Source organism: Actinoplanes sp. NPDC048967 (genome assembly GCF_040649415.1).
Taxonomy (GTDB): domain Bacteria; phylum Actinomycetota; class Actinomycetes; order Mycobacteriales; family Micromonosporaceae; genus Actinoplanes.
The window spans coordinates 479,789-499,206 of record NZ_JBEZFL010000002.1; the positions used below are offsets into that span (position 1 = coordinate 479,789).

A 19,418-nucleotide genomic window follows, 5' to 3' on the forward strand; every position below is an offset into this window, starting at 1 on the left:
AGTATCAGCAAGTGGAGGGGGTGCTGTGAAGAACCGCAACCTCAGCAAGTTCGCCGTACCCGTCGGGGTCATCGGCATCATCGTCATGATGGTCGTGCCGCTGCCGACCTTCCTGCTCGACCTGCTCATCGCGCTCAACATCACCGGCGCCCTGCTGATCCTGCTGGTCTCCATGTTCGTCCAGCGACCGCTCGACTTCTCCGTCTTCCCGGCCCTGCTGCTGGTCGCCACCCTCTTCCGGCTGGCGCTCAACATCAGCGCCACCCGGCTGGTGCTGCGCGACGGTGACGCCGGCAAGGTCATTCACGCGTTCGGCAGTTTCGTGGTCGGTGGCTCCCTGGTCATCGGCCTGGTGATCTTCATGATCCTGATCATCGTGCAGATCGTGGTGGTCACCAAGGGCGCCGAGCGCGTCGCCGAGGTCGGGGCCCGCTTCACCCTCGACGCGATGCCCGGCAAGCAGATGGCGATCGACGCCGACCTCAACGCCGGTCTGATCGACGAGGCGGAGGCGAAACAACGCCGGGCCGACGTCGCCGCCGAGGCCGACTTCTACGGCGCGATGGACGGTGGTTCCAAGTTCGTCAAGGGTGACGCCATCGCCGCCATCATCATCACGGTCATCAACCTGGTCGGCGGCTTCGCCATCGGCATGCTCCAGGAGGGCATGTCGCCCGGCGAGGCGATGAACCACTACAGCCTGCTGACCGTCGGCGACGGCCTGGTCTCGCAGATCCCGGCCCTGCTGCTCTCGGTCGCCACCGGTCTCATCACGACCCGGTCGGCCACCAGCGGCGACATGGGCAGCAGCGTCACGGCCCAGCTCAGCCAGAACAAGCTGGCCCTGCGCATCGCCGGTGGCGCCGCCCTCGGGCTGTGCGTGATCCCGGGCCTGCCCAAGATCCCGTTCCTGCTCATCGGCGGCACGGTGCTGCTGATCGCCCAGCGGATCAAGGACCCGGAGCCGGTGGTCGCCGGCACCCCGGCAGCCGAGCTCGAACGCCCCGCACCGGACTCCCCCGAACAGCTGCTCGGCGAGATGCGCGTCGACCCGCTGGAACTGGCTCTCTCACCCGACCTGGTCGACCTGGTCGATTCCAACGGCGGCGACCTGCTGGACCGGGTCCGGGCCCTGCGCCGCAAGATGGCTCTCGAGCTGGGCATGGTGATGCCGCCCGTGCGGACCCGGGACGACCTGGACCTGCCGCTCTCCTCGTACGCGATCCGGATCAGCGGGGTCGACGCCGGTACCGGCCAGGCCCCGCCCGGCACCGTGCTGGCGATCGGCGACGGCCTGCAGGCGCTGCCCGGCCGGGCCGGCGTCGAGCCGGTCTTCGGGCTGGCCGGCAAGTGGGTCCCGGCCGAGCTGCACTACCAGGCCGAGCTCTCCGGCGCGACGGTCGTGGACCGGGCGTCCGTGATCATCACCCACCTGGCCGAGATCGTCCGGCAGAACGCCAGCCGCCTGCTCGGCCGCGAGGACGTGCGGTCGCTGACCGAGATGGTCAAGCGCACCCACCCCGTCGTGGTCGAGGAGCTGACGCCGTCGCTGCTCAGCCTGGGCCAGATCCAGCGGGTGCTGCAGGCGCTGCTCGACGAGGGCGTACCGATCCGCGACCTGGTCCGGATCTTCGAGTCGCTGTCGCTGCGGGCCAAGGTCTCCGTCGACCACGACGGCCTGGTCGAGGCGGCCCGGGCCGCCCTGGGACCGGCCATCGCCGCCCAGTACGCGGCCGGCGGCCGGCTCACCGTCATCACGCTGGACCCGATGCTCGAACAGAGCCTGCTCGAGTCGCTGCGCCCGAGCGAGACCGGTGCCTTCATGGCGATCGAGGGCATGCGGGCCGAGGCCATGGTCACCGAGGCCGGCCGGCTGGTCGAGGCGGCCGAACAGCAGGGCATCACCCCGGTGCTGGCCTGCTCACCGCAGCTACGGCTGCCACTGATGCGTCTCCTGCGCGCGGGTTCCCGCCGGGTGCAGGTGCTGTCCTATTCCGAGATCTCTGGTTCCACCGCACAGATCGAGACCATGGGGGTGGTGAACGGTGCCTACGCGGGTGCTGCTTGAGGGGCCGGCCATCGAGCCGTTGCTGGCGCAGGTGCGCGACGAGTACGGCTCATCGGTCCGGATCATCTCGGCCGACAAGGTCCGTAGCGGTGGCTTCGGCGGTTTCTTCGCCAAGCAGCACTACGAGCTGTCGGTCGAAGTTCCGGACGCCGACGAACGTGACGTACCGCGCCGGCCACCGGCGGCCGAAGAGCCGCCACAGACGCTGGAACAGTTGCTGGCGCGCGCCGAGTCCCGGGACCGGATCGCGCCGGACGGCCCGGCCGTCACGGACCGGCTGGCCGGCCGGGACGCGGGGATGGGGGACGCCGAAGCCGCGGTCGGCCGGCCCGGACCGGGGGCCGGTCAGCTGGGTGCCGGTCAGCCGGGCGCGGCCGGGCGGGCCGTGGCCGATCCGGGCGCCGCTTTCGCGGAGCTGATGGCCGGCCTGGACAAGGCCGACACCAACCCGTGGGGCCGGCCGGGGCCACGTCCCAAGGCCACCGAGGAGGACCGGCCGGACGGCCCGACGGTACGGCCGTTCCGCCCGGCCCAGGCCACCGGCTCCCCGGTCAACGGCGGCTCCGGCAGCACACGGCCGCTGCCGCCCGTACCGTCGCTGGCGGAGCTCATGGGTGGTCTCGGGGTGAACGACGCGCCGGCCTTCCCGACGAACGCCGCCGCCAACCGGGCCGCGCAGAATCCGGCGCCGCCGCGTACCGCCGCCGCGGCGTACGGGCTGGTGCCGACCTCGCCGGCGCCGGCCGGCAACGGGCTGGCCGAGACGCTGGCCGGGCTCGGGCTGGGGGTGCCGGCGACCGCACCGGCGCCGACCGTGCACGCGACGACGACGGCTCAGCCGCCGGCGGTGCTGCGGCAGTTCCAGGGCGATCCGGTGCAGCTGAACCTCATGAAGGTCGGCATGCCGGAGGAGATGGCCGCGCAGATCATCGGCGGGGACACGTACGCCGGGGTGCTCAGCGTGCTGGCGTCGCGGCCCGGCGCACCGCCCGTCCCGGACGCACCCGGCGAGATCCTGGTGCTCTGCGGGGATCTGGACCACGCCCTGCCGATCGGCCGCAAGCTCTGCGAGCAGGCCGGGATCGACCAGGCGCACCTGATGCTGGGCGGGCCCACCGCGGCCGGCACCGGCATGCACTCCTCGCGGGTGCTCGGTGACCCGCCGGCCGCCGCGGGCAAGGCGGAGCGGCTGCAGAGCGCCGACCACGCCTGGATCGTGGTGGTCGACGCACCGGTCGGCGGGACGGACCCGATCTGGGTCAGCGACATGTGCGACGCACTCGGTGCCACCGCGGTGTGGGCGGTCGTGGACGCGACCCGCAAGACCGCCGACACGGCCCGGCACCTGCGGACGCTCGGTGAGGTGGAGGCGCTGGTCGTGCACAGCGTCGACATCACCTCGGACCCGGCCACCGTGCTGGGCCTGGACCTGCCGATCGTCTCGCTGGACGGCAAGCCCGCCACTCCGCACGCCTGGGCCGCGATGCTGTGCGCCCGGATCGCCGCGGACGTGGTGCCGATGGCCGCTCTCCCGCGGCGGCCCGCCCGGGGCAGGTAGTCCGTGATCCGTCCCTCCGTCCTGCTGTTCGCGCTGCTGATGAGCGCACCGGCGCTGTACCGCTATCTCACCGACGAGGTCGACATCAGCCAGGTGCTGATCCGCTTCCTCATCGCCGTGCCGATCGCCGCGGTCCTGCTCGCCGGCCTGCGTTTCGTCACCGCCGGGTACGGCAGGACGGAGGAGCCGGGCACCCCCACGACGCCGACCCCGGGGGCGCCCGATTCGTCAGGCTCTGCGGGGATTCACGACACGCCTTGACAGTTCGTTAACAATTCCTTTTTGTTGGCATATGTTACCTCCGGTGCTCGACTGCCCACCGGAGGTGAACTGTGCCCGCTGACCGCCCGGTCATCGTCGTCGGCTGCCCGCGCTCGGGCACCACGATGCTGCAGCTCATGCTGCACGCCCACCCCCGTATCGCGATCCCGCCCGAGACCCGGTTCGTGCTCGGCGTCTACCGCGAGCGCCGCGACTTCGGCGACCTGTCGGTGCCGGCCAACCGGCGCGCCCTGGCCCGCCGGATCGTCGACCACCAGGAGACCCGCTTCTGCGACCTGGGCCTCGACGCCGAGGACGTGGTGGACCGGATCACCGCCGGGCCGGGCACGCTCGGCTCCGCGCTGGGCACGGTCTTCCAGCAGTACGCGGCCCGCTTCGGCAAACCGCGCTGGGGCGACAAGCGACCGGCCTACCTGCACAACATCGACATCCTGCTGCGGCTCTTCCCGGACGCGCAGTTCATCAACATCGTCCGTGACGGCCGGGACTGCGTGGCCTCACTCAAGGAGATGTCCTGGCACCGCAAGGACATCTACGCGACGGTCGCGGCATGGGCCCGGGCCGTCGACGATGCCCGCCGGGCCGCCCGGCGCCTGGGACCGCGGCAGTGGCACGAGGTGCGCTACGAGGACCTGGTGGCTGATCCGCACGGCCGGCTTGCCGCGATGTGCGCGTACCTGGGCGAGGAGTACCACCCGGCGATGGCCGAGCCGTCCGCGGTGGCGCAGGTGGCGGTGCCCTCGTTCAAGACCTGGCACGCGCTGACCCACGCACCGGTGACCACCCAGCGGGTGCAGAGCTGGCAGACCCGGCTCGACCCGGAGGAGATCGCCCTGTGCGAGGCGGCGCTGGGCTCCCGGCTCGTGGCCAGTGGATACGAGCTGTCCGGCACGATCCGTCCGGCCCCGGCCGAGCTGTTGCGCTACGGCTGGACCGCGGCTCCGCAACGGCTGATCCCGGCCCGGCGTGGTCTGAGCCGGGCCGCGAGCCGGCTGCGGCCCGATCGAGGGCTGGCGTATGTGCCGGGAATGACGCTCACGCAGCGGACCGCATCAGAGCCGCACGAGACGAACGGCCGGGTCGACGCCGGCCAGCCGTGACAGGTCGGCACCTTCCCGCTCCACCGCAGCGCGTTCCGCCGCGCTCAGCGGGGCGAAGAGCCGCACCTCCAGCACCCCGTCTCTGATCTTCCACAGGCCCCGCACCATCCCGTCGACCGTCAGCGCGGCGTCCACCACCAGGTACGGACGCCGCTCGGCAGCCACGATGCGGGACCGGTCGGCGTGACCGAACAGCACGTTGTCGAAGCCGGGCAGGAACCGCACGGGTGCCGGCACGTCGGGTCCCGGGCGCGGCGCGTCCGGCAGGTCGAAAAGCTCGACGCCGGAGTCATCGTGAAAGACGCGCAGCCGCGGGCGTAGCGCCTCGAAGACCTCGCGCAGCCGGGTCATGCCGCTCCAGGCCTGCATGTCCCGCGCCGAGGCCGGGCCGAACGCGGCCAGATACCGCCGGACGAGGTCCTGGACGTCCCGGATCTCCAGCGGCCGCCCCAGCAGCTGCTCGGCCTGCGCGAAGGGGGTGGCGCCCCGCCGGCCCCAGGTGCCGTCGGGCGCGGGATGCACGATCGGCAGCAGCCCCTGCACGGAGCGGGCGAGCCATTGCGGATCACACTGCGGCCACCGCCGGGCCAGCGTCCGGCCGAGCTCGGACCGGGTCAGGGTCCGGGCGCCCAGCACGTCGCGGGCCGACGCGGCCAGCTCGGCCGGCGCGATCCCGGCCGTGTACCGCCCGAACGCCCCGCGCCGCCAGACATCCAGCATGGGCTGCAACAGCGGCCGGACCCAGAGATAGTCGGACGCGGCCAGCAGGTGCTGCGTCCCCCGGAACAGGGTGGCCCGCAGCACCAGCCGCTCCTCGAGCAACCGGGTCAGATCGGTGAGCGCGAACCCCTCGATCCGGTTCCACAAGCCGAAGTAGGGCAGCTCCGGGTCCTGACCCTGCAACCCGGCGAGCTGCTCCACAACGGACAGTGCCGGCTGACGGACCCGGGAGAGCAGGAGCTGCCGAGCCAGGGTCGCCCGGCCCAGCTCGCGCGGGGAAAGCACATCCATGCGGCCAGCCTGGCCGCCATTGCGGTCAGGAGCTGACCGTTGCGGGCGCGGGGATCTGCTCGTGAGTGCCGAGCGAGGGGATCCCCGCGCCGCTGCCTAGACGACCGAGAGCGACAACTTCCCCTTGCCGTAGCGGGCCACCTCGACGGTCAGGTCCAGGCGCTTGCCCAGGGCCAGCAGGTGCGCGCGGGCGTCGTTCGGGATGTCCATGCCCGGATAGATCACCTGGTAGAGCTTCACGTGCGGGGCGCCCTCGCGGTTGAGCAGGCTGGTCAGCACGTTGCACAGCTCGAAGACGTTCTCGGCCAGGTTGGGGAAGAGCTGCTTCTCCTCGATGCTGTCTTCCGCGGCGCCGGCCGGGAGCAGGCCCAGGGCGGCGCCCGCGTTGGCCGCCAGCGCCAGTTGCATGCCCAGGACCGCGTAGAGCTGCTGCGACGTGTCCGCGTAGACGGCGATCACGGCGGTGGGCAGGTCGGCGGCGGTCATGGGGTCGCCCGGCGAGACGTTGACGTCGCGGCCGAGCAGGTCCTCGAAGAGATTGCGAACGGTGAGGGCGACGGGGATAACCGAGGTGTCAGACATAGCTATATCATCCCAAAATAGGAGAGAAGACCTCATCAAAACGTTCTGCAGTGAACGGCTTGACGATGAAGAAGGCGGAACCGGCGGCCTCCGCCGCCTGCTGCATCTCGGGCGTGCACTCCGAGGTCACGAAGCCGAACTTCACGTTGTTGCCGGCCGCACGCAGCTGGCGCAGCACCTCGATGCCGGTCATCTCCGGCATGTTCCAGTCCGAGATCACCAGATCCGGCTTCTCGGCGACCGCCATGTCCACGGCCTGCTGCCCGTCGGCCGCCTCGACCAGGTCGTGATCGCCGAAACCGGCCTGCCGCAAAGTACGGGTGACGATCTGGCGCATCACCCGGCTGTCGTCCGCGATCAGGATCTTCATGCGCTTGCCTCCTGCTTCACGCTCTGCCACATCGAGATGGAAACCGGCTCGCCGTCCCAGACGCCGTAGAGGCCGCTGATCCGCTCGGCCGCCGGGTAGTACGAAGCAGTGTCGGGGGCCAGCACCACGGTCGGCAGCGAGAGGAAACAACCGGCGGGCAGCATCGCCTTGACGTTGCCGCCGACGATGTTCGCGAGCTCTCCCAGCACGTCCGAGATGTCCTCCTGGCCGACCTCGTCGGGCTCCATGGCCAGGAACGCCGCGGCGGCCTTCTTGGCCGCGTCCCGCGACGAGGCGTAGACCAGGTGGCCGTGCCAGTTGCCGGTGATGGAGACCGTCGAGTGCACATCCGACGGCTGTTTCATGTCGCCGTGTACCACCAGCGGGCTGACCCCCTCAGGATCGAGGTACGACACCCACACCTGCTCCACCATCTCGGCGAGGTCTCCCTCGGTCACCACAGGTTCGCTCATGAGTTAGCTCCGGTCGGAACGAGGCCCAGCAGGGCCAGTTTTTCGATCATCGCGCCCTCGGTGAAGGGCTTGATCACGTATTCGTGGGCGCCCGCGGCCAGGGCCCGGACGATCTGGCTCTGCTCGCTCTCGGTCGTGACCATGACCAGCGTCATCTCCCGCAACCGGGGTTCGGCACGCACCTTCGTCACGAACTCGAGCCCGTTCATGTTGGGCATGTTCCAGTCGATGAGGGCCAGCTCCGGCACCTCGGTCATCGTGGCCAGCAGATCGAGGGCCTCCTGGCCGTCACCGGCCTCGACCGCCTCGAAGTTCAGCTTGGCGACGATGCGCTTGAGAATCATCCGCATCGCCCGGGAATCGTCGATCACCATGGCACGCACCGCAGCTCACCCCTTCCTCGCGGTACCGGCCGGCACCGCGCTCCGCACTCGGTAGGCAGAGGTCCGGCCGGCCGCCACCCGTTCGTAGTTGTCGTCGATGCCGATCGTGGTCTCGGCAGCGCCGAGAAACAGCCAGCCGTCAGGACGCAGCAGCCGGGCGACATTGCGCAGCACCGACTTCTTCGTCGCGACGTCGAAGTAGATGAGCACGTTGCGCAGGAAGATCACGTCGAACGGCGGCAACGCCGGCAACGGCGCGGTGAGGTTCATGAGCTTGAACGACACGTTGCGCCGCAGCCCCGGGGTGACCCGCCAGTGCGCGCCGGCCCGCTCGAAGTACTGGACCAGCTGGGTCGCCGGCAACCCCCGGTTGACCTCGACCTGGCTGTACTCGGCGGCCTCGGCCCGCTTGATCATCTCGGTGGAGATGTCGCTGCCCATGATCTCGTACGACCACCCCGCCGGCAGGTTCTCCTGCAACGTGATCGCGAGGCTGTACGCCTCCTGACCGCTGGAGCTGGCCGCCGACCACAGCCGCAGCTTGCGGTTCGTCCCCCGGGTGCGGACCAGTTCGGGCAGTACCACGTCGGTCAGTGCGGAGAACGGCTCCCGGTCCCGGAACCACGAGGTCTCGTTGGTGGTCAGCGCGTCGATGATCCGGCGCTGGTCGGCCGGGTTGGGCCGGCGCTGCAGGTTGGCCAGGAACTCGGCCACACTGGCCGCGCCCACCTGCCGGGCCACCGGGATCAGCCGCGCCTCGACCAGATACTCCTTGCCCGGGGCCAGCACGATGGCTGCCTCCCGGCGGACCAGGGCCGAGACGAACGAGAAATCGGCTGCCGAAAGGGTCATCGGGTCACCGCCGTCGGACGCGCGACGCGACCGGTCTGGACCCGCTGGATCAGTGCGGCCGCGATCCGGTCCAGCGGCAGGATCTCGTCCGCCAGCCCCGCGCCGACCACGGCACCGGGCATGCCCCAGACCACGGAACTGGCCTCGTCCTGCGCCAGGACTTCGGCACCTGCCTCACGCAGCACCTTCGCACCACCCCGTCCGTCGTATCCCATGCCGGTCAGCACCGTGGCGAACGCCGAGGCTCCGAAGAGCGCGGCCACCGAACGGAACATCACATCGACCGCCGGACGGCACGAGTTCTCCGGCGGCGCGCCACTGAGCTGGGTCAGCGTCGCGGTGCTCCGGCGTTGCAACACGAGGTGCTTGTCGCCGGGAGCGATGTAGACGGTGCCGGGTGCGAGCTCCATGCCGTCGCCCGCCTCGACGACCCGCAGCGAGGTGCTGCGGTCGAGGCGCTCGGCGAACATCCGGGTGAAGACCGGCGGCATGTGCTGGGTGACCACGATCGGCACCGGCAGGTCGGCGGGCAGCGCCTGCAGCACCTTGGTGAGCGCGTCCGGGCCGCCCGTCGAGGAGCCGATGGCCAGGATGTCGACGCGGCCGGGTGCGCCGGCGCGGCGTACCGGGCGGGCCGGACCGGCTGCCGCGGGACCGGCGGGCCGCAGCGGCGCCAGGCCGGGACGACCGGGCACCGGTCCGCCGGGCCGGCCGACGGGCGGTGGGCCCAGTCCGGGCCGGCCCGGTGACGGGCCGGGCCGGGCCGGTGGGCCGGGTGGCGGGCGGCGGCCGGCCAGCGCATGGATCTTCGGTACGAGCTGTTCGCGCACAGCCGCAATGGATTCCGCGATCGACCCGACGTTGCTCGGCTTCGTCACATAGTCGGTGGCGCCGGCGGACAGCGCCTCCAGCGTCGCGCTCGCGCCGGCGGCCGACAGCGTGCTGAACATGATCACCGGCAGCTGCTTGTGCCGCTTGCGCAGCTCCCGCACGGCTTCGATGCCGTTCATCTGCGGCATCTCGATGTCCATGGTGACCGCGTCCGGCTTGAGCTGGTCGATCTTCGCCTGGGCCAGCAGGCCGTTGGCGGCGGTGCCGACCACCTCGATGCCGGACGCGCCGGTCAGCGAGTCCACGATGAGCCGGCGGACGACCACGGAGTCGTCGACGACCAAAACTTTGATCATGAAGTCACCGCGCCCTTCACCCGAGCCACGCCGGGCCGAGCGCCGCGACCACCGGCGCGAGCAGCCGGTGAGCCGTGGCGGTGTCCAGCAGGTCCCGGACCACGAGGGCCTGCACCGCGCCGCTGAGCATGTTCCAGACCCCGCCCGCGCGATCGGCCAGCGGAATCGCCGCCGTGTCGATGGCCTGCACGAGCAGCATCTGCGCGGCCGCGGCGGTCCGGACCCGGTCGGACAGGTACGCCGCCCAGGACGCCGAGTGCACCGCCGGGGACCACCCACCGGCATTGCGCCGGGCGTCCTCCGCGGACTGCAGCAGCCGGGCCAGATCGTTCGCCCGGATCGAGCGCAGCCGGTCCAGCAGGGCCGACACCGCGTAGTGGTGCGGGCCCAGGTCGATCGGCTTGCCCGCGGGCAGCTTGCGCAGCGCGGCCACCCAGCCGGCGCCGAGCATCCGGCGGGTCGAGTCGTCCAGCACCTCCCGCAGATAGCTGGCCACGGCCGCGTCGCAGAGCAGAGCCGTCGCCGACGCGGCGTCCTCGCTCTGCTTGGCGTCGCGCCCGGCGCCCTGCCAGGTCCAGGCCATCACGTCGTAGCGCAAGCAGGTGAGCAGCGAGTCCACCGACCCGATCGGAGCCCGCTCGACCAGCGCCAGGGAACTGGCCGGGTCGTCGGCCTTGAGACCCTTGAGCGTCGGCATCTTGCGGGCCGCACTCTCCACCTCGACCCACAGCGGCCCACGGACACCCTCGTCGGGCAGCCGCTCGGCCAGCACCGGCAGGTCCCCGACGCTGAGGCGCAGGGCGCGCAGCAGCACCTCGGCGGTCGCCGACCCGCCACCGAGGCGGGTCAGGTCGAAGCCGAGGACGGGGGCGCTGACGAGGCTGTACATCAGGTGGTGGCTCGATAGGTGTCGACGGCCTGGTTCACGTCCAGGGCCAGCATGAGCCGTCCGTCCATCTTGAAGGTGCCGGTGACCAGCTCCCGGGTCGGGCCGCTGAGCGTGTCCGGCGGCCCTTCGAAGGCCTCGTCGTCGAGGTCGACGACCTCGCCGATGCGGTCCACGAGCAGGCTGACCGGCTCGCCGTCGCCGCGCAGGATCACGTTCATCACCGGACCCTGCATGGCCTGGCGGACCAGGCCGAGCTGCACCCGCAGGTCGACCGCGGCGATCACCTGGCCGCGCAGGTTGAACAGGCCGCCGACGGCCGGCGGAGCCAGCGGTACGGGGGTGTACTCGTTGTAGGACAGCACCTCCTGCACCGTGTGCACCTCGACCCCGAACAGCTGGTCGGCCACCTCGAAGGTGGCGAACTGACGACTCGCCATGTCAGGCCTCCACCAGCATCTCGTCGGTCACCTCGGTGTAGAAGTTCGGATCGGCGGCCAGGATGGCCCGGCGCACGTCCAGCAGCTCGGTCACCCGCTGCTGGATGACCGCGGTGCCGACCAGGCCGTCCTCCTCCGCCTCACGGCGCGCCGTCGTGGAGTTCTCGGCGATGTCGACGATCCGGTCGACGACCAGCGCGACACTGCGCTCGCCCTCGCTGTAGACGACCACGGACACGGTGTCGCCCTCCTCCACCTCGCTGTACGCCCCGAGCAGATGCGACAGGCGCACGAGCGGCAGGATCTGGCCCCGGTACTGCACGACTTCGCGGGAACCGGCGTGCTCGATGCGGTCCCGGGGGAACTCCTCGAGCCGGGTGACCGCGTCCAGCGGGATCGCCACCCGGCGTTCCCCGACCGCCGTGACCAGCAGGCGCTCGCCGTTGGCGGGTCCGCCGCTGGCCCGCGACGTGCCGACCAGGTTCTCCCGGTCCGAGTCGGCGGTCAGGTGCGAGCGCCGGGCCAGCGAGGAGACGTCGAGGATCAGGCCGACCTTGCCGTCGCCCAGGATGGTGGCGCCGGCGTACAGGCCGATGTCCTTGAACCGGCTGTTGAGCGCCTTGACCACCACTTCCTCGGTGTTCAGGACGCGGTCCACGACCAGGCCGAAGCGGCGGCCGTCGGCGTGCAGCACCATGATGTAGACACCCTGGTCGCCGCCGACGTCGAGGCCCAGCGCCCGGTCCAGGCGGACCAGCGGGAGCAGCTTGCCGCGCAGCCGGTAGACGGGCGCGCCGGAGGCGTACTCGATCTTCGTGGACTGGCCGTCGATGAAGACCAGCTCCAGCACCGCGACCTGGGGCACCACGTAGCGCTGGTCGCCGCAGTCCACGGTCAGCGCCTGGATGATCGCCAGGGTCAGCGGGATGGTGAGGCGCCAGACCGTACCCTCGCCCAGCGTCGAGTCGACGCTGACCGCGCCGCCGATCCGCTCGATGTTGGTCTTGACGACGTCCATGCCGACCCCGCGGCCGGACACGTTGGTCACCTTGGCGGCGGTGGAGAAGCCGGGCTGGAAGACCATCGCCATGATCTCGCGCTTGTCCATCGTGGCGATCTGCTCCGCGCGCAGCAGACCCTTCTCGACAGCCTTGGCGGCGATCCGGTCGACGTCCATACCGGCGCCGTCGTCGGCCACGTCGACGGCGACGTGCCCGCCCTCGTGGTAAGCCCGAAGTGTCAGCGTGCCCACGGCCGGCTTGCCCGCGGCGACCCGCTTGTCGGCCTCCTCGATGCCGTGGTCCACCGCGTTGCGCACCAGGTGCGTCAGCGGGTCCTTGACCGCCTCGAGCAGGCTGCGGTCGAGCTCGGTCTCCTTGCCCTCCATCACCAGCTCGACCTGCTTGCCGAGCGACTGGCTGAGGTCCCGGATGACCCGGGGCAGCTTGGACCAGATGTGCTCGATGGGCTGCATCCGGGTCTTCATGATGCCCTCTTGCAGCTCACTGGTGATCATCCCGAGCCGCTGGGCGCTGCGGACCAGACCGGAGTCGCCGGTCTCCATCACGCCGCGGACCAGCTGGTTGCGGGCCAGTACCAGCTCACCGACCAGGTTCATCAGGCCGTCGAGCAGGTCCACGTCGACCCGGATCGCGCTGTCCGCGACGCTGCGCTTCGGGGCCTGCTGCTGCAACGCCTCGTTGACCGCGGCGGGCTGGGCCTTGCCCTCCTCCAGCAGGATCGCGCCGAGCTTGCGCTCGTCGCCCTCGAGCTGCTGCTGCAAGGCGGAGCCGACGTCGCTGGGCGCTGCGGCGCCGGACTCGACGAGCATCTCGCCGAGCGGCTTCCGCTGCCCCTCCACGGGCTCGGGCGCCGCACGCACCGGCTTCTCCTCCAGCGGCTCCGGCTCCTCGGCGGGCTCGGCGGCCGCGGCGGGCTCCGCCGGTGCGGCGGCCTCGGGCGCGTTCATCTGGGCGTGTACGGCGGTGATGATGCTGTCGACGTCGACGTCGCCCTCGTTGCCGTCCTGCTCGATGGCCTCCAGCAGCGACCGGACCCCGTCGATCGTGGCCAGCAGGGTCGTGATCGTGGTGGGCGTGACCGGCTGGACCCCGTCCCGCAGCCGCGAGAGCAGTGACTCGCCGGCGTGGGCGAGTGTCTCGAGCCGGCTGAAGGCCAGGAATCCACTCGTTCCCTTGATCGTGTGGATGGCCCGGAAGATGCGTGAGATCAGATCACGCGATCCCGGTTCCTGTTCGAGGGCGACGAGATCCCGGTCGATCTGATCCAGGTTCTCGTGGCTCTCCATCAGGAATTCGCCGACGATCTCGCCAAGGTCTTCCACGGACTACCTCCTGCTCGGTTCCCATGCTGCTCATCGACCTCCGGGCTCCTCACCTGAGGACACCCGGACTGCTACCGTCACCGGCTCAGCTGTCACCACCCGGCCGCCGATAGCGGTAACCGAAGCCGCGCACGGATTCGATCGGGGAATCCTCGGGGTCCGTCCAGCCGAGCTTGCGGCGCAGCCGCAGGACCGCGAACTTGACCCGTTCCTGGCCGATGCCGGTCGGGTCGTCCCAGGCCTGGGTCAGCAGCTGGTTCGGGCTCAGCACCGCGCCCGCGTGCCGGACCAGTGCGTTGAGCAGCCGGAACTCGGTCGGGGTGAGGCGCTTCTCGTCGCCCTTGACGTAGACCCGGCGTTTGGTCGGATCCAGGTGCACCAGGCCGTCGTCGTAGATCTGGCTGGCCCAGCTGTTCTGTGCGCCGTTCGAGCGGCGCAGCAGGGCCTCGACCCGGGCGAGGAGCTCGTTGTTGGCGAACGGCTTGGTGAGGTAGTCGTCGGCCCCGCCGCGCAGCCCGCGTACCTTCTCGGCCTCCTGGCCGTGCGCGGTCAGCACCAGCACCGGGACGTCCGAGACGTCCCGCAGCCGTTCGAGCACCTGCCAGCCGTCCATCTCCGGCAGGCCGACGTCGAGCACGACCAGATCGGGGTGCTCGGCGTAGGCCTCCTTCAGACCGGTACGGCCGTCACCCGCGTGCGCCACCTCGTAGCCGGCCCGGCTGAACAGCAGCCGCAGGGCCAGCGCGATGTCCGGGTCGTCCTCGACCACGAGCAGCCTGCTCATGCTCCCACCACCATGACCCCCCAACGCGGCGTCGCCAGACGCGGCTGCCCGGGCCGGCACGGCACATGCCCGACATCGGTCAGCGTCTTGCTTGCGCCCCCCGCGACCGCGGGCGACGAAGATGAAATGTCCAAAACCACGATAGCGTGACGTGTCGGTTCATATACGGAAAGTTATAGTTCAGCGTGCGCTTCCGCTTCCGGGGCCGATCGGTGGACAACCGATGAGCCCTGCCCCCGCCCCCGCGACCCCGACCCTGTCGGGCGGCGCGCTCCAGCCCCGCTTCCTCACCGTCATCTCGCACGAGCTGCGGACGCCGCTGACCACCATCGCCTCGTTCACCGAGAGCCTCGACACCGACGACCTGGCCCCGGCCGAACGCTCGGTGGCGCTGGCCGCCGTACGGCGCAACACCGACCGGATGCTCACCCTGGTCGAGGACCTGATGCTGGTGACCCGCCTGCAGACCGGGGACCTGGAACTGCGGCCGGTCCGGGTGGACCCCGGCGCGCTGATCCGCGAGGCCGCCGAGCTGCTGGCCAGCCGGGAGCCGTACACCGCGGCGACGGTGCGGGCGGGCACCGGGCCGGCGTTGTCGGCGGACGCCTCGCTGCTGCGGGACCTCTTCTATGCGGTGGTCGGCACCGTGGCCAGCGGGGCCGCCGACCGGTCCGCCACGGTCAGCGCCGAGGCCGGGGCCGAGGGCTGGACCGTGCGCGTCACCGCGCGGCAGGCCGAGCAGCTCACCGACGAGCACCTGATGGCCGGGATGCTGGCCACTCCGGAGCCGCCGCACCGGCGGCGCAGCACCGCCGTCTGGATGCTGCTGGCGGAGGCCATCGCGGCCCGGCACGGCGGCTCGGTCCGGCTGACCTTCGCCCCGGAAACGGGCGCCGGTGCCGAGATCGGGCTTCCGCTGACCATCCCCTCAGACTGACACAGACCTCGCACCAGCCACCCGGAAACGGTCAAAGAAGGGACGTACCTCCAAAAAGCCGGTCCGATTACCATGCCGGGCGACAGGCGCCCGGCCGTGGACCGGGAGGCAGCACTTTGTTGAAATCCGTACGTCGTCTCGCCCTTGTCGCGGCCGCGCCGATCGCCCTGCTCGGGCTGACCGCCGCGCCGGCGCACGCCGTGGCCACGGTCCCCGCGACCGGCCCGGCGCGGACCGCCCCGACGACCTCGCAGGTTCTCGGGGCCGAGGTGGTCACGCTCACCAACGAGGAACGGGCCCGGTACGGGTGCCCGGCGCTCACCGTGGACGAGGAACTGACCGTCGCGTCCGTACGGCAGAGCCACTACATGGCGGCCACCGGGGACTTCGGCCACTTCGGCTGGCGCGGCTCGACCTTCCTGACGCGGTCGCGGGCGGCCGGCTACCACGCCGTGGCCGCCGAGAACGTGGCCTACGGCTTCTCCAGCTCGGCCGAGGTGATGGCCGCCTGGATGGCCAGCCCGCCGCACCGCCGCAACATCCTCAACTGCGACGTGAAGTCGTTCGGCGCCGGCGTGCAGCAAGCCGTGAACGGCACCTACTACTGGACACAGGTCTTCGGCTGGCGCTGAGCCGTCAGAGCGAGCAGTTGATCAGGACCGGTTCGGGATGCAGGACGACACCGAACCGGTCCCGTACGCCGTCCCGGATCTCGCGGGCCAGCTCCAGCAGGGCCGTCGTGGTGCCGCCGCCGCGGTGGGTCAGGGCCAGGGTGTGCTTCGAGGAGATGGCCACCGTGCTGCCGCCGTACCCCTTGGCGAAGCCGGCCTTCTCGATCAGCCAGGCCGCCGGCACCTTGACGGTGCCGTTCGGGGCCGGCCAGCTCGGCGGCTCGCCCGCGTCGACCAGCCGGTCCTGCACCCGGGCCCACTCCGCGGCGGACAGCACCGGGTTGGTGAAGAACGAGCCCACCGAGCGGGTGTCCGGATCCTCCGGGTCGAGCACCATGCCCTTGCTCGCGCGCAGCTTCAGCACGGTCTCGCGGACCCGCGCGGCACTGACCCGCTCACCGACCTCGACCCCGAGGTGCCGGGCGAGCTCGGCGTAGCGGATCGGCGCCGACTCCGCCGACTCGGCGAGCCGGAAGTCGACGTCGAGGACCAGCCAGCGGTCGCTGTGCTTGAAAATGCTCGACCTGTACGCGAAACCGCACTCCGGCAGCGACAGCACCCGCATCTCGTCCTCGTGCCGGTCGTAGACGTGCACCGCCTCGATGGTGTGCGCGACCTCCTGGCCGTACGCCCCCACGTTCTGGATCGGCGTCGCGCCGGCCGAGCCCGGGATGCCGGAGAGCGCCTCCAGGCCGGACATCCCCCGTTCGAGGGTGTCCGCGACGAGGTCGTCCCAGGGCTCACCGGCGGCCACCCGGACCAGCGCGCCGCGGTCGTCCCGGTCGATCAGCCGGACGCCCCGGGTGCGAAGCAGCAGCACGGTCCCGGGGAACCCGTCGTCCCCGATCACCACGTTGCTCCCGCCCGCGAGGACCAGGACCGGTTGCCCCTTTCGGGCAGCACCCCGTACGGTTGACACCGCTTCGTCCGGTTCGGACACCACGGTCAACGTGCTTGCCGGACCGCCGAGGCGTAGCGTCGTGTACGCCCCCAGCGAACTGGCATGCGCAGCGGATGCGTCGGTTGGGTGGTCAGCACTAACGTCAGGCACGACGTTCACCCTAGGCCGCGGGCCCGGGGTGGGAACCGGTGGACCTCCTCGAGCGGGAGAAGGCTGATGAACAGGCTGCACGCGACCAAGGACTTCTGGCTCGCCGCCCTGCGCGCGGACGGGCCGGCTTTCCAGGATGCCGTCACCGAGACGGGTCCCGACGCCGTCGTGCCCTCGTGTCCCGGCTGGACGGTCGCCGATCTCACCGAGCACCTCACCGTGCTGCTGCACTGGGTGCGTGAGCTGACCCCGCGCGGCGTGGTCGACCGGCCCGCCGACCGGGTCGTCCCCGAGCCGCGGCCCCCGTGGCCCGAGGCCCTCGACGGCCTGCGCCGGGAGCTGACCGGCACGATCGAGACCCTCGACGCGCTCGACCCGGACTTCCCCAGCTGGACCTGGCCGGCCCAGGCCCGCAAGGCCGGCTTCTGGCAGCGCCGGATCGCCCATGAGGTCTCGGTGCACCGCTGGGACGCCGAGTCCGCGGCCGGCCGGGCCACCCCGATCGAGACCAAGCTCGCCGCCGACGGGGTCAACGAGGTGCTCGACACCTGGCTGCCCGCCGGCCGCCGCAAGGGCCCCACCGACCTGCACGGCGTCGTGCACCTGGTGGCCACCGACGCCAGCTACGAGTGGTTCGTCCGGCTCCGCGGCGCGGGCATCGCGCTGCTCGACACCGGCACCATCCTCGACAGCGACGACCACCACGCCCGGGCCGAGGCCAGCGGCACGGCCAGCGACCTTCTGCTGGCCCTGATGGGCCGGATCGATCCGGACAATCTGGTCGTCACCGGCGATCGACGCCTGTTCAGCGCATTGCAGGCCGGTTGAGCATCTCGTCCCCCGAACGGGATTCCGCAACTTTCGGATGTCTCCCGGAAAGGTGAATGGCTCTACGCTGTACCGGTTAAGGGCGATCGCTTCCGGTCGCCCGTCATAGTCCCGCCGCTGATCAGACCGGTCGGCGCGGCCCGGCACGGCAGCGGCGGATCACGCAGGGAGCGGTGAAGGATGACGGCAACCGTCTCGGTGGAATCGAGCGACGATCCGCTGGCATCAGGGGTACGGTTCCCGGACGGCTTCGTCTGGGGCGCCGCAACGGCGTCGTACCAGATCGAAGGCGCGGTGAACGAGGACGGGCGGGGCCCGTCCATCTGGGACACGTTCAGTCGCGAGCCCGGCCGGGTGCACGCCGGGCACACCGGCGACGTGGCCTGCGACCACTACCACCGGTATGTCGAGGACGTCGCGCTGATGGCCGACCTGGGCCTGGCCTCGTACCGGTACTCGATCGCCTGGCCGCGCATCCAGCCCGACGGCACCGGCCCGGTCAACACCCGGGGCCTGGACTTCTACGACCGGCTGACCGACGAGCTGATCGGCAAGGGCATCGACCCGGTGGTCACGCTCTACCACTGGGATCTGCCGCAGAGCCTCCAGGACCGGGGCGGCTGGACCGTCCGGGACACCGCCGAGGCCTTCGCCGAGTACGCCCAGATCATGCACGCCCGGCTCGGTGACCGGGTCCGCACCTGGACCACGCTGAACGAGCCGTGGTGCTCGGCCTACCTGGGCTACGCCAGCGGCGTCCACGCTCCCGGCATCCGGGACGCGGCGTCGGCGTTCAAGGCGGTGCACCACCTGCTGCTCGGCCACGGCCTGGCCGCGCGGGCGCTGCGGGAGGCCGGCGCGCAGAGCGTCAGCATCACCCTCAACCCGTCGGCCGTCTTCCCGCTGGACGAGAACAACCCGGGCGACGTCGACGCCGCCCGGATCGTGGACGGCCTGAGCAACCGGATCTTCCTCGACCCGCTGCTGCGCGGCCGGTATCCGGACGACATGCGCGAGCACATGGCCCGCTTCACCGACCTGAGCTTCATCCGCGAGGGTGACGAGGCGATCATCAACGCGCCGATCGACGTGCTCGGGATCAACTTCTACACCCCGTCGTACGTCTCGGCCAAGCCCGGCCAGCCGGCCTCGCCCGACGCACCCGGCACCGAGGGCATCGCCTTCCGCAAGCCGGTCGGCCCGATCACCGACATCGGCTGGCAGATCGAGCCGGCCGCACTGACCCGGCTGCTGGACCGGATTCACCGGGACTACCCCGGTACGCCCATGATGATCACCGAGAACGGCGCCGCGTACCCGGACGGCCCGGCCGAGGACGGGCAGATCCACGACACCAACCGGATCGAGTATTTCGACGGGCACCTGCGCGCCTGCCTCGATGCCATTTCCCACGGCGTTGACCTTCGGGGATACTTCGCGTGGTCGTTGATGGACAATTTCGAATGGGCCGAGGGGTACGCCAAGCGGTTCGGCATCGTGCACGTGGACTACACCACGCAGCGCCGGGTGCCCAAGGACAGCGCACGGTGGTACCAGGAGGTGATCCGGCGGAACGGTCTCACCGACCAGGGCCGGATCGGGGAGTGAGCT

General features: G+C 71.1%; 20 protein-coding genes. 8 read left to right on the forward strand and 12 right to left on the reverse strand.

What is annotated here, in order from left to right:
- Positions 1-25: 25 nt before the first annotated feature.
- The 4 genes from flhA (at position 26) to AB0C12_RS08975 (ending at position 5,008) form a co-directional block, all read left to right on the forward strand.
- Entirely contained in the window at positions 26-2,068 is a 2,043-nt protein-coding gene (gene flhA / locus AB0C12_RS08960; RefSeq protein ID WP_360545775.1) for a flagellar biosynthesis protein FlhA, read from the forward strand.
- Positions 2,058-3,626, forward strand: coding sequence for a hypothetical protein (locus AB0C12_RS08965; protein WP_360545777.1), 1,569 nt, complete (start codon positions 2,058-2,060; stop codon positions 3,624-3,626). Before flhA ends, AB0C12_RS08965 begins: the two co-directional genes overlap by 11 nt.
- Before the next feature lie 3 nt (positions 3,627-3,629).
- A complete protein-coding gene (locus tag AB0C12_RS08970; protein WP_360545779.1) occupies positions 3,630-3,887 on the forward strand; it encodes a hypothetical protein in 258 nt (85 codons plus the stop codon).
- Between the two features lie 71 nt (positions 3,888-3,958).
- Complete coding sequence (locus AB0C12_RS08975) at positions 3,959-5,008, forward strand: sulfotransferase (RefSeq protein ID WP_360545781.1); 1,050 nt, start codon at positions 3,959-3,961, stop codon at positions 5,006-5,008.
- On the opposite strand, the gene AB0C12_RS08980 is transcribed toward AB0C12_RS08975, so the two are convergent.
- From AB0C12_RS08980 to AB0C12_RS09030, 11 genes are all read right to left on the reverse strand, one after another.
- Positions 4,961-6,019, reverse strand: a complete 1,059-nt coding sequence (locus tag AB0C12_RS08980) for a winged helix DNA-binding domain-containing protein (RefSeq protein ID WP_360545783.1) — start codon at positions 6,017-6,019, stop codon at positions 4,961-4,963. The genes AB0C12_RS08975 and AB0C12_RS08980 overlap by 48 nt on opposite strands.
- 96 nt (positions 6,020-6,115) lie before the next feature.
- Complete coding sequence (locus tag AB0C12_RS08985; RefSeq protein ID WP_360545785.1) at positions 6,116-6,601, reverse strand: hypothetical protein; 486 nt, start codon at positions 6,599-6,601, stop codon at positions 6,116-6,118.
- A 7-nt stretch (positions 6,602-6,608) separates the two neighbouring features.
- Entirely contained in the window at positions 6,609-6,971 is a 363-nt protein-coding gene (locus AB0C12_RS08990; RefSeq protein ID WP_360545787.1) for a response regulator, read from the reverse strand.
- The gene (locus AB0C12_RS08995) at positions 6,968-7,444 is read right to left on the reverse strand and encodes a chemotaxis protein CheX (RefSeq protein WP_360545789.1); all 477 of its coding nucleotides are present in this window, start codon (positions 7,442-7,444) and stop codon (positions 6,968-6,970) included. The genes AB0C12_RS08990 and AB0C12_RS08995 overlap by 4 nt, the downstream gene beginning before the upstream one ends.
- On the reverse strand, positions 7,441-7,818 hold the full coding sequence (locus AB0C12_RS09000; protein WP_246595167.1) for a response regulator: 378 nt from the start codon (positions 7,816-7,818) through the stop codon (positions 7,441-7,443). Before AB0C12_RS09000 ends, AB0C12_RS08995 begins: the two co-directional genes overlap by 4 nt.
- 15 nt (positions 7,819-7,833) lie before the next feature.
- Positions 7,834-8,679, reverse strand: a complete 846-nt coding sequence (locus AB0C12_RS09005) for a protein-glutamate O-methyltransferase CheR (protein WP_360545791.1) — start codon at positions 8,677-8,679, stop codon at positions 7,834-7,836.
- A complete protein-coding gene (locus AB0C12_RS09010; protein ID WP_360545793.1) occupies positions 8,676-9,866 on the reverse strand; it encodes a chemotaxis response regulator protein-glutamate methylesterase in 1,191 nt (396 codons plus the stop codon). The genes AB0C12_RS09005 and AB0C12_RS09010 overlap by 4 nt, the downstream gene beginning before the upstream one ends.
- Before the next feature lie 16 nt (positions 9,867-9,882).
- Positions 9,883-10,755 carry a hypothetical protein gene (locus AB0C12_RS09015; RefSeq protein WP_360545795.1) on the reverse strand — a complete coding sequence of 291 codons (873 nt, stop codon included), beginning with the start codon at positions 10,753-10,755 and terminating at the stop codon, positions 9,883-9,885.
- On the reverse strand, positions 10,755-11,192 hold the full coding sequence (locus AB0C12_RS09020; protein WP_125812421.1) for a chemotaxis protein CheW: 438 nt from the start codon (positions 11,190-11,192) through the stop codon (positions 10,755-10,757). Before AB0C12_RS09020 ends, AB0C12_RS09015 begins: the two co-directional genes overlap by 1 nt.
- 1 nt (position 11,193) lies before the next feature.
- Entirely contained in the window at positions 11,194-13,536 is a 2,343-nt protein-coding gene (locus AB0C12_RS09025) for a chemotaxis protein CheA (protein WP_360545798.1), read from the reverse strand.
- 85 nt (positions 13,537-13,621) lie between these two features.
- Entirely contained in the window at positions 13,622-14,320 is a 699-nt protein-coding gene (locus tag AB0C12_RS09030) for a response regulator transcription factor (RefSeq protein WP_360545800.1), read from the reverse strand.
- A gap of 223 nt (positions 14,321-14,543) precedes the next feature.
- On the opposite strand from AB0C12_RS09030, the gene AB0C12_RS09035 reads away from it, so the two are divergent.
- The gene (locus AB0C12_RS09035) at positions 14,544-15,257 is read left to right on the forward strand and encodes a HAMP domain-containing sensor histidine kinase (RefSeq protein WP_360545802.1); all 714 of its coding nucleotides are present in this window, start codon (positions 14,544-14,546) and stop codon (positions 15,255-15,257) included.
- A 119-nt stretch (positions 15,258-15,376) separates the two neighbouring features.
- Positions 15,377-15,889 carry a CAP domain-containing protein gene (locus AB0C12_RS09040; protein WP_360545804.1) on the forward strand — a complete coding sequence of 171 codons (513 nt, stop codon included), beginning with the start codon at positions 15,377-15,379 and terminating at the stop codon, positions 15,887-15,889.
- Between the two features lie 4 nt (positions 15,890-15,893).
- Here AB0C12_RS09040 and AB0C12_RS09045 read toward each other — a convergent pair whose 3' ends face one another.
- Positions 15,894-16,979 carry a UDP-N-acetylmuramate dehydrogenase gene (locus AB0C12_RS09045; RefSeq protein ID WP_360545806.1) on the reverse strand — a complete coding sequence of 362 codons (1,086 nt, stop codon included), beginning with the start codon at positions 16,977-16,979 and terminating at the stop codon, positions 15,894-15,896.
- Positions 16,980-17,045: 66 nt separating this feature from the next.
- On the opposite strand from AB0C12_RS09045, the gene AB0C12_RS09050 reads away from it, so the two are divergent.
- On the forward strand, positions 17,046-17,807 hold the full coding sequence (locus AB0C12_RS09050; RefSeq protein WP_360545808.1) for a maleylpyruvate isomerase family mycothiol-dependent enzyme: 762 nt from the start codon (positions 17,046-17,048) through the stop codon (positions 17,805-17,807).
- A 180-nt stretch (positions 17,808-17,987) separates the two neighbouring features.
- A complete protein-coding gene (locus tag AB0C12_RS09055) occupies positions 17,988-19,415 on the forward strand; it encodes a GH1 family beta-glucosidase (protein ID WP_360545810.1) in 1,428 nt (475 codons plus the stop codon).
- Positions 19,416-19,418: the final 3 nt, after the last annotated feature.